Source organism: Pseudomonas campi (assembly GCF_013200955.2).
GTDB lineage: Bacteria > Pseudomonadota > Gammaproteobacteria > Pseudomonadales > Pseudomonadaceae > Aquipseudomonas > Aquipseudomonas campi.
Genome location: NZ_CP053697.2, coordinates 2,462,438 through 2,476,768 on the forward strand (window position 1 = coordinate 2,462,438; position 14,331 = coordinate 2,476,768).

9 protein-coding genes are annotated in these 14,331 nt (G+C 64.7%); 2 read left to right on the plus strand and 7 right to left on the minus strand.

The window, feature by feature from the left end:
• Window positions 1-221 precede the first annotated feature (221 nt).
• Together prpB and acnB are read left to right on the plus strand one after the other, a co-directional pair.
• Window positions 222-1,118 carry a methylisocitrate lyase gene (gene prpB / locus HNE05_RS11495; RefSeq protein WP_173207129.1) on the plus strand — a complete coding sequence of 299 codons (897 nt, stop codon included), beginning with the start codon at window positions 222-224 and terminating at the stop codon, window positions 1,116-1,118.
• 238 nt (window positions 1,119-1,356) lie between these two features.
• Entirely contained in the window at window positions 1,357-3,957 is a 2,601-nt protein-coding gene (acnB, locus tag HNE05_RS11500; RefSeq protein WP_173207133.1) for a bifunctional aconitate hydratase 2/2-methylisocitrate dehydratase, read from the plus strand.
• A 561-nt stretch (window positions 3,958-4,518) separates the two neighbouring features.
• Here acnB and HNE05_RS11505 read toward each other — a convergent pair.
• From HNE05_RS11505 to HNE05_RS11535, 7 genes are all read right to left on the minus strand, one after another.
• Window positions 4,519-5,364, minus strand: a complete 846-nt coding sequence (locus HNE05_RS11505; RefSeq protein ID WP_173207136.1) for a substrate-binding periplasmic protein — start codon at window positions 5,362-5,364, stop codon at window positions 4,519-4,521.
• 126 nt (window positions 5,365-5,490) lie between these two features.
• On the minus strand, window positions 5,491-7,929 hold the full coding sequence (locus HNE05_RS11510) for an efflux RND transporter permease subunit (RefSeq protein WP_173207139.1): 2,439 nt from the start codon (window positions 7,927-7,929) through the stop codon (window positions 5,491-5,493).
• Window positions 7,930-7,956: 27 nt separating this feature from the next.
• A complete protein-coding gene (locus tag HNE05_RS11515; RefSeq protein ID WP_173207142.1) occupies window positions 7,957-9,033 on the minus strand; it encodes a WD40/YVTN/BNR-like repeat-containing protein in 1,077 nt (358 codons plus the stop codon).
• Between the two features lie 148 nt (window positions 9,034-9,181).
• On the minus strand, window positions 9,182-10,540 hold the full coding sequence (locus HNE05_RS11520; protein ID WP_173207145.1) for a DUF1329 domain-containing protein: 1,359 nt from the start codon (window positions 10,538-10,540) through the stop codon (window positions 9,182-9,184).
• A 35-nt stretch (window positions 10,541-10,575) separates the two neighbouring features.
• Complete coding sequence (locus tag HNE05_RS11525; RefSeq protein ID WP_173207148.1) at window positions 10,576-12,561, minus strand: DUF1302 domain-containing protein; 1,986 nt, start codon at window positions 12,559-12,561, stop codon at window positions 10,576-10,578.
• Window positions 12,562-12,689: 128 nt separating this feature from the next.
• Complete coding sequence (locus HNE05_RS11530; RefSeq protein ID WP_173207150.1) at window positions 12,690-13,256, minus strand: RBBP9/YdeN family alpha/beta hydrolase; 567 nt, start codon at window positions 13,254-13,256, stop codon at window positions 12,690-12,692.
• A gap of 160 nt (window positions 13,257-13,416) precedes the next feature.
• The gene (locus tag HNE05_RS11535) at window positions 13,417-14,151 is read right to left on the minus strand and encodes a hypothetical protein (protein ID WP_173207153.1); all 735 of its coding nucleotides are present in this window, start codon (window positions 14,149-14,151) and stop codon (window positions 13,417-13,419) included.
• Window positions 14,152-14,331: the final 180 nt, after the last annotated feature.

The following is a 14,331-nucleotide window of genomic DNA, read 5'->3' on the forward strand; positions in this document are numbered from 1 at the left end:
CGTAGAGACATCGCCATCCGAAGCGGCAATCGGTAGCCATTACCGCCCGTCAAGATTGTTGACAGTATTTTAATATTTGATTGACCGGCCGCTTTTTACTGAGTAGTTTTTGGCCAATCAAACGGATGTGTCGACAAAAGCATTGTCACGCCTTGCTTGCACACAGCACCGCGTGTCTTCTCGAACCCGAGCAATAGACAACCAACCCCAGAGGGTGAGTCATGAGCCAAGCTTCCAAGCCCAATACCCCCGGCCAGCGCTTTCGCGATGCCGTCGCCAGCGAACATCCCCTGCAAGTCGTCGGCGCGATCAACGCCAACCACGCCCTGCTGGCCAAACGCGCCGGTTTCAAGGCCATCTACCTGTCCGGTGGCGGCGTGGCGGCAGGCTCGTTCGGCTTGCCGGACCTGGGCATCACCGGCCTGGATGACGTACTCACCGATGTGCGCCGTATCACCGACGTGTGCGACCTGCCGCTGCTGGTGGATGTCGACACCGGCTTTGGCAGCTCGGCGTTCAACGTGGCGCGCACGGTCAAGTCGATGATCAAGTTCGGCGCCGCCGCCATCCATATCGAAGACCAGGTCGGCGCCAAGCGCTGCGGCCACCGTCCTAATAAAGAGATCGTGACCCAGCAGGAGATGGTCGACCGCATCAAGGCCGCCGTCGATGCGCGGACCGACGACAGCTTCGTGATCATGGCGCGTACCGATGCGCTGGCCGTCGAAGGTCTGAATAGCGCGCTGGATCGCGCCGCCGCCTGCATCGAGGCCGGCGCCGACATGATCTTCCCGGAAGCCATCACCGAACTGGCGATGTACAAGACCTTCGCCGACCGTATCAAGGCGCCGATCCTGGCCAACATCACCGAATTCGGCGCCACGCCGCTGTACACCACCGAAGAGTTGGCCAGCGTCGACGTGTCCCTGGTGCTGTACCCGCTGTCGGCCTTCCGCGCCATGAACAAGGCGGCCGAGAACGTCTACACCGCGCTGCGCCGCGACGGCACCCAGGCCAACGTGATCGACACCATGCAAACGCGCATGGAGCTGTACGAGCGCATCAACTACCACGCCTTCGAGCAGCACCTCGACGCCCTGTTCGCCGCCAAGAAGTAACCCCTGCAACGCGCAGCGCCCAGCCTGACCAGCAGTCTCCGGCGCTACGCCGCTCTCCCTTCCGAGAGCGGGTTAGGGTGGATCACTGTCTCGGAAAGGCGGCCCCTCCCCAGCCCTCTCTCTGAAGGGAGATGCGATTCCCCTGGCGCGGGCAAACCGCCAGCCAGCACCCGACTTTTCGACCCAGGCCCGGCCCCGATAAATCATCACAGGGGCCTTCCGACCCGAGGAACACACCGTGCTTGAAGCCTATCGCAACCATCTAGCAGAACGCGCCGCACAAGGCCTGCCGCCCCTGGCCCTGAGCGCCGAGCAAACCGCCGGCCTGGTCGAGCTGCTGCAGAACCCACCGACCGGCGAAGCCGCCGTACTGCTCGAACTGATCAGCCACCGCGTGCCGGCTGGCGTGGACGAAGCCGCCTACGTCAAGGCCGGCTTCCTCGCCGCCATCGCCAAGGGCGAAGCCACTTCCCCACTGATCAGCAAGCAACAGGCTGTTGAACTGCTGGGCACCATGCAGGGCGGCTACAACATCGCCACCCTGGTCGAGCTGCTGGACAACGCCGAGCTGGCCACCGTAGCCGCCGCGCAACTCAAGCACACCCTGTTGATGTTCGACGCCTTCCACGACGTCGCCGAACGCGCCAAGGCCGGCAATGCCAATGCCAAAGCCGTGCTGGCCTCCTGGGCCGACGGCGAGTGGTTCCAGAGCCGCCCGCTGCTGGCCGAGAAGATCACCCTGGCGGTGTTCAAGGTGCCCGGCGAAACCAACACCGATGACCTGTCGCCGGCCACCGAAGCCTGGTCGCGTCCGGACATTCCGCAGCACGCCCAGGCCATGCTGAAGATGGCCCGCGACGGTATCGAACCGCAGCAGCCCGGCGCCATCGGCCCGCTGGCGCAGATCGAAGCGGTCAAGGCCAAGGGTTATCCGGTGGCCTACGTCGGCGACGTGGTCGGTACCGGCTCCTCGCGCAAATCCGCCACCAACTCGGTGCAGTGGTTCTTCGGTGACGACATCCCTAACGTGCCGAACAAGCGCGCCGGCGGTTTCTGCTTCGGCAACAAGATCGCGCCGATTTTCTACAACACCATGGAAGACGCCGGCGCCCTGCCGATCGAATTCGACGTGGCCAAGCTGCATATGGGCGATCTGATCGACCTCTACCCCTACGCGGGCAAGGTCTGCAAACACGGCAGCGAGGAAGTCCTGGCCAGCTTCGAACTGAAGACGCCAGTGCTGCTCGACGAAGTACGTGCCGGCGGCCGTATTCCGCTGATCGTCGGCCGTGGCCTGACCGAGAAAGCACGCGCCGAGCTGGGCCTGGCTCCATCCACCCTATTCAACAAGCCGGACGTGCCGGCCGACAGCGGCAAGGGCTTCAGCCTGGCGCAGAAGATGGTCGGCCGCGCCTGCGGCGTCGAGGGCATCCGCCCTGGCACCTACTGTGAACCGAAGATGACCACCGTGGGCTCGCAAGACACCACCGGCCCGATGACCCGTGACGAGCTGAAAGACCTGGCCTGCCTGGGCTTCTCCGCTGATCTGGTGATGCAGTCGTTCTGCCACACCGCCGCCTACCCCAAGCCGGTGGACGTGAAGACCCACCACAGCCTGCCGGACTTTATGCGCAACCGCGGCGGGGTTTCCCTCAAGCCCGGCGACGGCATCATCCACAGCTGGCTGAACCGCATGCTGCTGCCGGATACCGTCGGCACCGGTGGCGACTCGCACACCCGTTTCCCGCTGGGCATCAGCTTCCCGGCCGGTTCCGGCCTGGTGGCCTTCGCCGCGGCCACCGGTGTGATGCCGCTGGACATGCCGGAGTCGGTCCTGGTGCGCTTCAAGGGCAAGCTGCAGCCGGGCATCACCCTGCGTGACCTGGTGCATGCCATCCCCTACTACGCGATTAAGGCTGGTCTGTTGACCGTCGAGAAGAAGGGCAAGATCAACGCCTTCTCCGGCCGCATCCTGGAAATCGAAGGCCTCGACGAGCTGACCGTTGAACAGGCTTTCGAGCTGTCCGACGCCTCGGCTGAACGCTCCGCCGCCGGTTGCACCATCAAGCTGCCGCAGCAGGCCATCGCCGAGTACCTGCGCTCCAACATCACCCTGCTGCGCTGGATGATCGGCGAAGGTTACGGCGATGCCCGTACCCTGGAACGTCGCGCGCAAGCGATGGAAGCCTGGCTGGCCAATCCGCAGCTGCTGGAAGCCGATGCCGACGCCGAGTACGCCGAAATCATCGAAATCGACCTGGCCGAGATCACCGAGCCGGTGCTCTGCGCGCCGAACGACCCGGACGATGCCCGTCTGCTGTCCAGCGTGGCCGGCGAGAAGATCGACGAAGTGTTTATCGGTTCGTGCATGACCAACATCGGTCACTTCCGCGCTGCCGGCAAGTTGCTGGACAAGGTCAAGGGCGGCCTGCCAACCCGTCTGTGGCTGGCGCCGCCGACCAAGATGGACGCCCACCAGCTGAGCGAGGAAGGCTACTACGGCATCTTCGGCCGCTCCGGCGCACGCATGGAAATGCCCGGCTGCTCGCTGTGCATGGGTAACCAGGCGCGGGTACAGACCGGTTCGACCGTGGTCTCCACTTCGACCCGTAACTTCCCCAACCGCCTGGGCGATGCGACTAACGTGTACCTGGCCTCTGCCGAGCTGGCCGCGGTGGCCTCGATCACCGGCAAGCTGCCGAGCGTCGCGGAATACATGGTCTACGCGAAGGACATCGATAGCATGGCGGCCGACGTTTACCGCTACCTCTCCTTCGACCAGATCGCCGAGTTCCGCGAAGCCGCTGCCAACGCCAAGATCCCGGCCGTGCAGCTCTAAGCGTCAACGGGAATGAACCAGCCGCGCCTGCTGAGGTAAGGCTGTTCACTTAAGAAAACGCCGCGATTTCGCAGAGGAATCGCGGCGTTTTTTCTGCGGCGGGCCAACCGTAGGAGCGAGCTCTGCTCGCGAACGGGGCATTCTCTAAAGCTTCGCGAGCAAAGCTCGCTCCTACGGTCTGGGTTTTTACCGACCCCAATAGCATGGCCTGCCCAACCCTCTCCCCCGGCCCCTCTCCCGTGAACGGGAGAGGGGAGCAAAGCGCCGCGGCGTAGCCCGGATGCAATCCGGGAAACAGGCAGCCCCGCCCCCGGATTGCATCCGGGCTACTGGCTTAAGAAAACGCCGCGATTTCGCAGAGGAATCGCGGCGTTTTTTTCTGCGACGGGCAACCTGTAGGAGCGAGCTCTGCTCGCGAACGGGGCATCCCCTAAAGCTTCGCGAGCAGAGCTCGCTCCTACGGGCTGGGTATTTTACCGGCCCCATCAGCATTGCCTGCCCCACCCTCTCCCCCGGCCCCTCTCCCGTGAACGGGAGAGGGGAGCAAAGCGCGCCCAGCGCTTACCTGCGGTCAGCGGCCACGGCCCGCACAGGCGCAGGCCAGACGGGCGCGGGGGTTGGGCCGGCGGCCTGCTGCAGGGCGCCGAGTTCGTCCCAGACGGCCTCGATCATCTGGCGATGGCGCTCATACAAGTGCCCGCCCACCGCCATGTACACAGAGGCCTCACCCAGAGGTATCGGCAACACGTCGAGGCGGCCCTGAAACGCCGGCATGGCGGCCAGCCGTGCGACCTGGTAGTCGTGGTCGATCGCCAGGCTCCCGCGGCCCTTGAGCAGCATCAGCGCCAACTGGGTGGAGGTCTTCGCGGTATCGTCCGCAGGTGTGCGCATACGGGCAAGCAGTACCTTGAGGGTCGCCCGTCCGGAGAGATAGAGCACCGGCTTGGCCATCCGGCTGAAGCGCTTCCCGTCCCAACTGGCAGAGCTGCCCACGGGGCGAAACACCACCAGCCGGGTCACGCCCAGCGCACGCGCCTGATCGAGCTGCCCATCGCGCCGGGGGAACACCATGAAGGTCTGGTACTCCGGCGTGGCTGCAACCCCGGCGATGGCATCGTAAAGGTCATGCTGCACACCCGCCAGGCAGCGCCGCCAGGGCAAGGCGACGAACGCCACCTGCCAGCCCTGGCGCTCGACGGCCAGGCGGATACGGGTCTGGCTTTCGCCATCGTGATGGGGGTCGGTGAAGGGTGGAAAGGCCTCATCGCTGACGCACACCGTCAGGGTCGTCGCCCCGGCCGATGCCGCCAGCAACAGCAGCAGGCACAACAAACCGCCCTGGCACAGCTGCCTGAGCGGCTGCTCCGCCAGTTGCCGGGGTCGGCGGCGAGTCCCGTCAGGCCCCACGGCCCTGCCAGCCTGAGGGCACAGGACAGTGCGTTGACCCTGCGTCACAGCTCGCAGGAAAAACCACGCAGACACCCTGTGCTCCTTCGGGACGAACCCGTTACTGACCGCGGCCGGCGGGGCGCGTCACGCCTTCGGTTTACCCAGCAGGAAGTGCGACAGCGCCGGGATCAGGATCAGCGCGCCGAGCATGTTCCACAGGAACATAAAGGCCAGCAGGATGCCCATGTCGGCCTGGAACTTGATCGGCGACCAGGCCCAGGTGATCACGCCCACCGCCAGGGTGATGCCGACCAGCCCCACTACCCGGCCGGTGAAGGCCACCGCGTTCTGGTAGGCATCCGACAGCGACATGCCGTGGCGCTGGTAATGCAGCTGCACGCTGAGCAGGTACAGCGCGTAGTCGATGCCGATGCCCACACCCAGGGCGATCACCGGCAGGGTGGCGACCTTGACGCCGATGCCCATGGCCACCATCAGCGCTTCGCAGAGGATCGAGGTGAGCACCAGCGGCAGCACCGCCACCACTGCCGCGCGCCAGCTGCGGAAGGCGATCAGGCAGAAGATGATCACCGCCGAGTAGACATAGATCAGCATGGTGCGGTTGGCTTCGCGCACCACGATATTGGTCGCCGCCTCGATCCCGGCGCTGCCTGCGGCCAGCAGGAACTGGCGCTCCTCGGTGCTGTTCTCGCGGGCAAACTTGTCGGCGATGGCCACCACGCCATCCAGGGTCTCGGCCTTGTGATCCTTGAGGAAGGCGATCACCGGCATCAGCGAGCAGTCGGTGTTGAACAGTTCCGGGGCATTCACCGAGGCCTGCTGGGCGGCGTAGTTGAGCATGTCCTGGTTGCGCTGGACGCTGTTCATCTTCGGGTTGCCCTCGAAGGAACCGGCGGTGATCTGGCGCACCGCATTGACCAGCGAACTGGTGGCCTGCACCTGCGGATGCTGCTGCAGCTCCCAGGCCAGACGATCGGCCAGGATCAGGGTCTGGTAGTTCAGGCAGCCTTCCGGCCCGGTCTTGATCATCACCGCGAACAGGTCGCTGGACAGCGCGTAGTGGCTGGTGATGTAGGCATTGTCACGGTTATAGCGCGAGTCCTCGTGCAGCTCCGGGGCGCCGCTGTCGAGGTCGCCGATCTTCAGCTGCAGGCTGACGATAAAGCCGCCGATGCCCATCAGCGCCGCCACTAGCACCGCGCCGGTGGCCCACTTGCGCGTGGTGAACAGATCGAGCAAATCCCACAGCTTGCCGAAGCCACGGTGCTCGGCAGCGCGCTTGTCGATCACCAGGGCACGCTTGGCCGCCGTGGCGCTGACGCCGACATAGGACAGCGCCACCGGCATCATCAGCAGGGTGGTGAAGATCAGCACGGCCACGCCGATGCTGGCGGTGATGGCCAGTTCCTGGATCACCGGAATGTCAATCAGCATCAGCACGGCGAAGCCCACCGCGTCGGACAGCAGCGCGGTGACCCCGGCGATAAACAGACGGCGGAAGGTGTAGCGCGCGGCCACCAGCTTGTGCGTGCCCTGGGCGATGTCCTGCATGATGCCGTTCATCTTCTGCGCCGCGTGGGACACGCCGATGGCGAAGATCAGAAACGGCACCAGGATCGAGTAGGGATCGATGGCGTAGCCCAGCCAGGCGACGATGCCCAGCTGCCAGACCACCGCGGTCAGCGAGCAGAGAATCACCAGCAGGGTGCTGCGGATGCAGCGGGTGTACAGCAGGATGATCACGAAGGCACTGACCACCGCCAGGCCGAAGAACATCATCACCTGGATCAGGCCGTCGATCAGGTCGCCGATCAGCTTGGCGAAACCGATCACCCGCACCTTGTACTTGCCGCTGCCCTCCTCGCCCGACTGGCGCGCGGCGCTGTCGCCGGCGAATTCGATCTTGTCGCGCAGCTGCTCTTCGATGACTTTGGCGAACTGGTAGTAGTTGATGCTCTGGCCGGTGGCCGAGTTCTTGTCGAGCAGCGGCACGATCAGCATGGTCGACTTGAAATCGCTGGCCACCAGGCTGCCGACAATGCCGGCGCGGTTGATGTTCTGCCGCAGCGCCTCGATGTCGCTCGGGCTGCCCTGGTAGGCATCGGGCATCACCGGGCCGCCCTGGAAGCCCTCCTCGGTGACTTCGGTCCAGCGCACCGCCGGGCTCCACAAGGACTTCATCCAGGCGCGGTCGACGCCGCTGGTGAGGAACAGCTCATCGTTGACCTGCTTGAGCACGGTCAGGTACTCGGGGTCGAAGATATCGCCCTGGGTGTTTTCCACCACCACCCGCACCGAGTTGCCCAGGCCGCGCAGCGAGTCGCGGTTCTGCAGGAAGTTCTGAATGTACGGCTGGCTCTGCGGAATCATCTTCTCGAAGCTGGGCCGCAGCTCCAGACGGGTCACCGCCATGTAGCCGAGCACCAGGGTGATCAATGCCATCAGCAGGACGAACTGCACCCGGTGGTTGAACACCATGCGTTCCAGCAGGTTGCCGGTGCGCGGGTCGAAGTCGCGCACATCGCGAATCACCGGCATGGTGTCTTGCTTGATATTGCCCATAGCAAATACTCGTTCGAATGCGTCTGGTTATTCGGCAGGCAGGCTGCGTACGCCGCGCGCACCAACCAGAATCAAGGAGCCATTGGCCGCCTGCACGGCACCGGCGACCGGGGCCTGCTGCGTCTGGGGCAGCAGCTGCAAGGTGTTCTGCGCGCCGCTCGCGAGCAACTGGTGGCCGGCCTGGGTGAACAGGCGATAGCGCCCCTGGGTATCGACCAGGGCGGCGCAGAAGCTGATCTGCAGTTCGCCACTGAGGCTCTGCCAGCTAGCGCCGCCATCCTGGCTGCGCAGGGCATGCCCGCGCAGGCCATAGACCAGCACCTCGCCGGGCTTGCCGGTGATGCCGAAGAAGCTGCCCTGATAAGGCGTTTCCAGTGCGATAAAGCGTTCGAGAGTGGTGTCCCACTTGCGCAGCAGGCCCTGCTCGCCGGCCATATACAGCGCATCGCCGGTGCCGTTGATGGCATTCAGGTGCAGGCCCTGGGGGTTCTCGGTGCGGTCCTGGAAGGGAATCCAGCTGCGCCCGCCATCGCGGGTATGCAGGATCAGGTTGAACACGCCCACCGCGTAGCCCGTGTGCTGGTCGGCGAACCACACATCGAGAAAGGGTTTGTCGGCGCCTTCGTCGAGCAGGCGCTGGCCTTCGCCCGCCAGGCTGGCCCACTGTTCGTTGGCCGGCTCGGCGGCGGCCAGGGCACTGTAGTGCTTGAGCACCAGCTCACCGATCTGGCGGCCATCGAGCTGCTTGCTCCAGGTGGCGCCGGCATCGCTGCTGTGCAGGATCACGCCGTCATTGCCCACCGCCCAGCCTTGCTGGGGGGTCGGGAAATGCACGGCATTGAGGTCGACGCTGACCGGCACCTGGGCCTGTTGCCAGGACTGGCCAGCGTCGTCGGAATACAGAATGTGGCCACGTTGGCCAACGGTCACCAAACGCTCACCCGCACGGGTAACGTCCAGCAGGGGGCTGCGCAGTGCCAGGGCACTCGGCTTGGCCGGCAGATCCAGCACGTCAACGTAGCTGGTCGCCTGGGCAAGGCCCGGCAGCAGGGTCAGCAGGGCAGACAGCGCCAGCTGCAAAATCTTGTTGTTATAGGAGCACATACTGCGTCCTCTGAAGAAAACAGCGCCGGGTGGCGTTGGCACGCCGCCCGGCGACGAAAGCGGCAGTTCCGGACCTGGCCGACAGGCTGGAGTCCGCAGTGGCGAGGCAAGGGCATCACCACTGCGGCCGGGTTCTTGCGTCAGTTGCTTAACGGATACCGGCACCGGCCAGGGCTTCCGGCGACCACTGCGCCTTGGACAGCGGCTCGATGTACTTGATGCCGCCGTACGGGCCCACTACGCCGTTGACGTTGTAGCTGCCGCCGACCAGGTCATAGATGACATGAGGCGCGGTGTTGGGCGTCTCTACATCGTAGCTCTGGGTCAGGAAACTATAGGAACCGCGATACAGCTTGCCGCCGGCGTCGTACTGATCGGAGGCCAGCGCGTTCCAGCTGTCCTCATCCAGGTAGAAGCTGCGCTTGGCATAAACATGGCGGGAGCCGGATTTCAGGGTGCCTTCCACTACCCAGACACGGTGCTTCTCCCAACGCACCAACTCCGGCGCCAGGTGATTGGGCGTGGTGAGCGGCTTGGGGTCCTTGACGTAGGTCAGGGCGTAGGTGTTGTACGGCACGTACATATCCTTCTTGCCGACCAGTTTCCAGTCGTAGCGATCCAGCGCACCGTTGAACACATAGATGTCGTCGTAGGTGCCGGAACCGGCGGTACCCGGGTTCGGCGTGTCGTAGGCCAGGTTCGGCGCCAGCTTGACCCGACGCACGCCAGGCAGGTACTGCCAGGCACGGCGCGGCTGGGTCAACGGGTTGGCCGAGTCCTTGAGCATCAGCGACTCACCGGCACGGCGGGCCGGGCCGCTGTAGTACAGCTTGGTCTGGAAGTAGGTGTCCTTGGCATCGATCACCTTGTTCAGGTCTTCGTAGACCGGGAAGGCGTTGAACGCGGTACCGGTGGTAGCCAGGGTGGCACGCCCGGAGGAGTCCACGTTCCAGGAGTCGTACTTGGTGGTGTAGCCCGCACCCTGGAAGCGCAGCAGGTGGTTCCACATGGCCTCGGCGCCATTTTGCGGAATCGGGAAAGGAATGCCTGGCAGGGCATTCTCGATGGCGTTACCACCCTCCAGCGACTTGGCGCCGGTGGCGTTCTTCAGCGTGTTGTCCAGCAGCGCCTGGGGCATGGTGGCGGTGCGATGGCTCGGATAGACGTCCACGCGGAAGCTCGGGTAGCGCTTGGCCAGCTCGTAGGTCACGGCGGTCAGCTGATCCTTGTGCTGGTCGGCGTTCTTGCCGTCGATCACCAGCAGCGGCTTTTCGCCGGCGAAGGGATCGGGACGGAAGGTGTCGCCCGCCTTGAAACCGGCCGGAGCCGTCTTCAAACCACCGGTGAAGGCAGGGATAGAGCCGTCGGCGTTGGCGGCCATCTCGGCACCAACCGGGGTCAACGACTGGCCGAGCTTGGCAGCCTCTGCCGCCGACACGGCGGCCTGGGCCTGACCGGCAATGATGGTCGCCAGCGAGGCGGCCAGCACGTTATAGAAAAATTTCATCTCGATTCTCTCCGCTTATTGTTGTGGTGCGAGCATCAGAACGTGGTTTTAAAGGTCAGGTAGACCGCGCCGCGGTCTTCGCCGGTGGCACCGCCGCCGGAGAAGGAGGAGTAGCCACCGCCGTAGCAGGTGTAACGCTCGGTACCGTCGAGGGCGTTGGGGGTGGAGCCATCGGTGGCGCCGTCTTCGCACTTCTCGGTTTCACCGAAGGAGTCGACGTACTTGAGGTCCACGTAGTACTGGTTGTAGATAGCCGCGCCCACACCCACCGCATAGTTGCCGGTGTCTTCGGCGCCACCGGCGGCGACCGGCGAGACGCCGTCCAGGCCGACGTTGATCGACATGGGGGCGGAGAGGTCCACGCCCGGGAACACCTGGTACCAGGTCGGCGTGAAGTTGACCGCCAGGCCCCAGTTGTCGCGGGTCGGCTTGTCGATGCCGCGGTAGGTATCCTCGCCCTTGTACAGCGCCTCGTTCTTGCTATCGAGGCTCAGCAGGTTGCTGTAGTACAGCTCGCCCAGCAGGCTGGCGGAGTCGAAAAACGGTGTCTCGGCAATGGCCAGCAGGCCGTTGACGGTCCAGTGCAGGGTGTCGCCGGTGGCGGCCATGCTCTCGCCTTCACCCGGCAGGTCGGTGACCACGCCGGTGCCAGCGGTGCGCGGAGCCAGTGCCGGGTGCCCCAGGCCGGCGGCCAGGCCGCCCGGGCCGGTGGCGCTGATCAGCGCCGGAATGCTGGCCAGCGGCATGTTCTGACGAATGTTCAGGTCGCTGCCGACGCTGACCCCGGCAATTTCCTTGGACAGGCTCAGGCCATAGATGTCGATGTCGTCGCCGTAGGAGAGGTTGTAGCTGGTACCGGCCAGGGAATCGACCAGGCGGCAGACGCCGGTGCCCGGTACGCTCACTACACCCCCCGGCGCCACCACGCAGCTGCCCTGAGTCAGGGACAGGGAGCGGGCATCGAGCACTGCTTGCGGCAGGATGTCGGAGGTGTTGCGGTAGTAGAAGCCCAGGGTGCCATCCAGCCACTCTGGCGCCCACTTGGCCATCACGCCCCAGTCGCCACGGTCATCCGGGGTATTGTCGTCGCCGCGGCGCACATTGGTCAGCGCGTTCGGCCCGAGGAAGCCGGCGGGATCGGCGGTGTGGCCGAGCAGGAAGGACTGCGCGCCCTCGCCCAGCAGATCGGAGGTGCCGTAATAGGTGCCGGCCTCCGGCAGGCGGGCGGCGTTCCAGTCGAGGAAATACTGGGCGCCGAAGGTCCACTCGGAGTTCAGGGTGAAGCTGGTGGACAGCTGGTTGCGCGGAACGAACAGCTCCTTGGCCTCGGTGCCGGGCGAAGCGGCCAGCTTGGCCAGGTCCAGGCCGGACTGGCCATAGCTCAGCGAATGCACCGGGTTGAGGATGGTCTCGCCCCAGAACACGTTGTGCTGACCGGCCTTCGCGCTGAACAGCGACTCCTCGCCGACTTCGGTGCTGTAGAACAGGAAGGCATCGAGGATCTCGCCGGACGGGCCACTGTAGTAGCGCTTGGCGTAGTTGCTCAGGTGCGGGCTGCCATTGCCCACGCCATCACGGCTGGCCAAGGGACCGACCTGGAAGTGCTGGCCGACCATGCCGCTGACCGTGCCATTGCCGTTGCCGAAGGGGTTGGAATTGGAGCCGGTGTTGTCATAGGCCTTGTCGTACCAGCTGGCTGCGCTGACGCGAAAACCCATCTGGTTCTGGTACACCACGTCCAGCTCGGTCAGCAGGTCGACGCGGTTGGTGATGTTGGTGCCGGCCTTGCGGAAGTTGTAGTCGCCGTCGTTGTTGTTCGGCGTAGCCAGCATGCGCTTGTCGGCACTCTCGGCGCGCACGCCGTAGTTGTACTTGACGGTGTTGTCGAAACGTACAGCCCAGTCTTCGCTGCCCATGTCGACTTCGACGGCTTGTGCGGCCGGCATGGAGGCAGCCAGGATGGCCGTAGCCAGCACGCTGCGGCGCAGAGGCCTGAGATTGCGATTCTTATTGTTGTACATGCGTTGTCTCCGCTTATTGTGTGTGTGGCTCTAACAACGGCTCACATCCGGTGTAGCAGTTGATGTGAGTTATTACTTGCCTGGCCCTACAACAGCCAGTACGTGCTCGGGGAAGCAGTCACGCTCGTTCAGCAGTCCAGCTCACGAATAAACTCATCGGCTCGCGCCCACTCGCCGTACCCGGAAGCAGGGTTGAGATGACCGACCTCACCGAGGTTGACCAGCTGACTACCCCAGCCTTCGGCCAGGTGACAGGCCGCTGCAAAGCTGGCCAGGTAGTCATTGCTGCTGGCGGCAAGGATGCTGGGGAACGGCAGTGGGCCGCTGGGCAGCGGTTCCCAGCCATGGGCGCGCAGGCTGTCCGGAGTGGGGTAGCTCTCCGGCCAGGTGGCCTGCAGATCCGGCGGAGCTGCCAGCAGAGCGCCCTTGATCGGGCGGCTGTAACGGGCAGCCCAGTGCGCCACCATCAGCACGCCGGCACTGTGGGCGACCAGGATCACCGGCCCGTCGATCTGTTCCAGTTCGCGCTGGATGGCTTCGACCCGAGCCGCGCAGCTGAGCTTGTCGGTTTCCAGCGGCGGTACCGAGCGCACCTTGGCGAGCCTGGCTTCGAGCAGGGTTTGCCAGTGTTGCGGTACATGGTCACGCAGGCCGGGAACGATCAGTACAGTGGCTTGGGTTTGCAGCTTGTCCACATCGACACCTTTACAGTTGGCTCCGGCTCCACAGCTGGCCGGATAGTCATTGCTGACAACAGTAAAGAGCGCCCACCCAGCCCGCTTCACATTTCACGTCAGGCATTTCTCATTTGGTGACACGGAGAAAATAGCCTGGCCGCAGCGGCCGCACAGCCAGCTAGCGATAGCGGCGCAAGTGCGCCTGCCACTCGGCGTCTTTGGGCAACAGGCGCAGGATGCGATCCAGTTCAGGCAACACCGCGGCATGCTGCACAGGCACCAGCACACGACGCTGAAAGTGACGTAACGGAGGGTTGTCGACGTGCAGCCGTGCGGCCAGTTGCGGCTCCTGCTGCAGACGGAAATCCAGGGTGCGCTGGCCGATCACGATGGCATCCACCCACCCCCGCAGCAGCCGCTGCAGATTGTCTTCCTCGTAGGCGGCATCCTTGCGCTGTACCCGCCCCGCACTCAGGAGTGCATCCAGCTCGGGGTAGTGGCTGCCGCCGAGCAAGCCCAGGCGCAGCCCCTCCAGGCCATCGAGCGGCAGGCGACTGGCCGTGCCGGAGGATCGCGAGAGCAACAGGTTGGCATCGTCGATGAAGACTTCCGACCAGAGATGGCGCGGTGCATCGGCAAACCATTCGGGGGCAACACCCAGCACCAGACCCGGCAGCTTGCCCGCCGCCAGACCATGATCCAGGCGGCGGCGCGGGACCACCCTGACCACAAAGCGGTATTGCGGCAGGCGCGCGTTGAGCAGTTCGGCCAGATCGTAATACAAGCCCCGAGCCTGCTCGGCATCGACGACGTAGGGCGGTTTCTGTTGATAGGTGAACAACACCAACTGCTCGGCGGCCTGCAGACTGCTGCACACGAGACAGAGCAACCCAGTCAGCCAGCCATGTCGCATCAGGTAACCCTCGCCGCTAATGGTGGCAGAAGCAGCTTAGCCCAGAATTTGCGCGGCCAGCCCGGCCTGCAACTGCGCGCCAGGTATTGACCTGGCAAGCCAGTCGCCCGCGTGTCGGCTATCGATCACAACCCTGCTGGCCAGCCCCGTGTCGAGCACCCGCAAGCCCGCAGCCCAGAC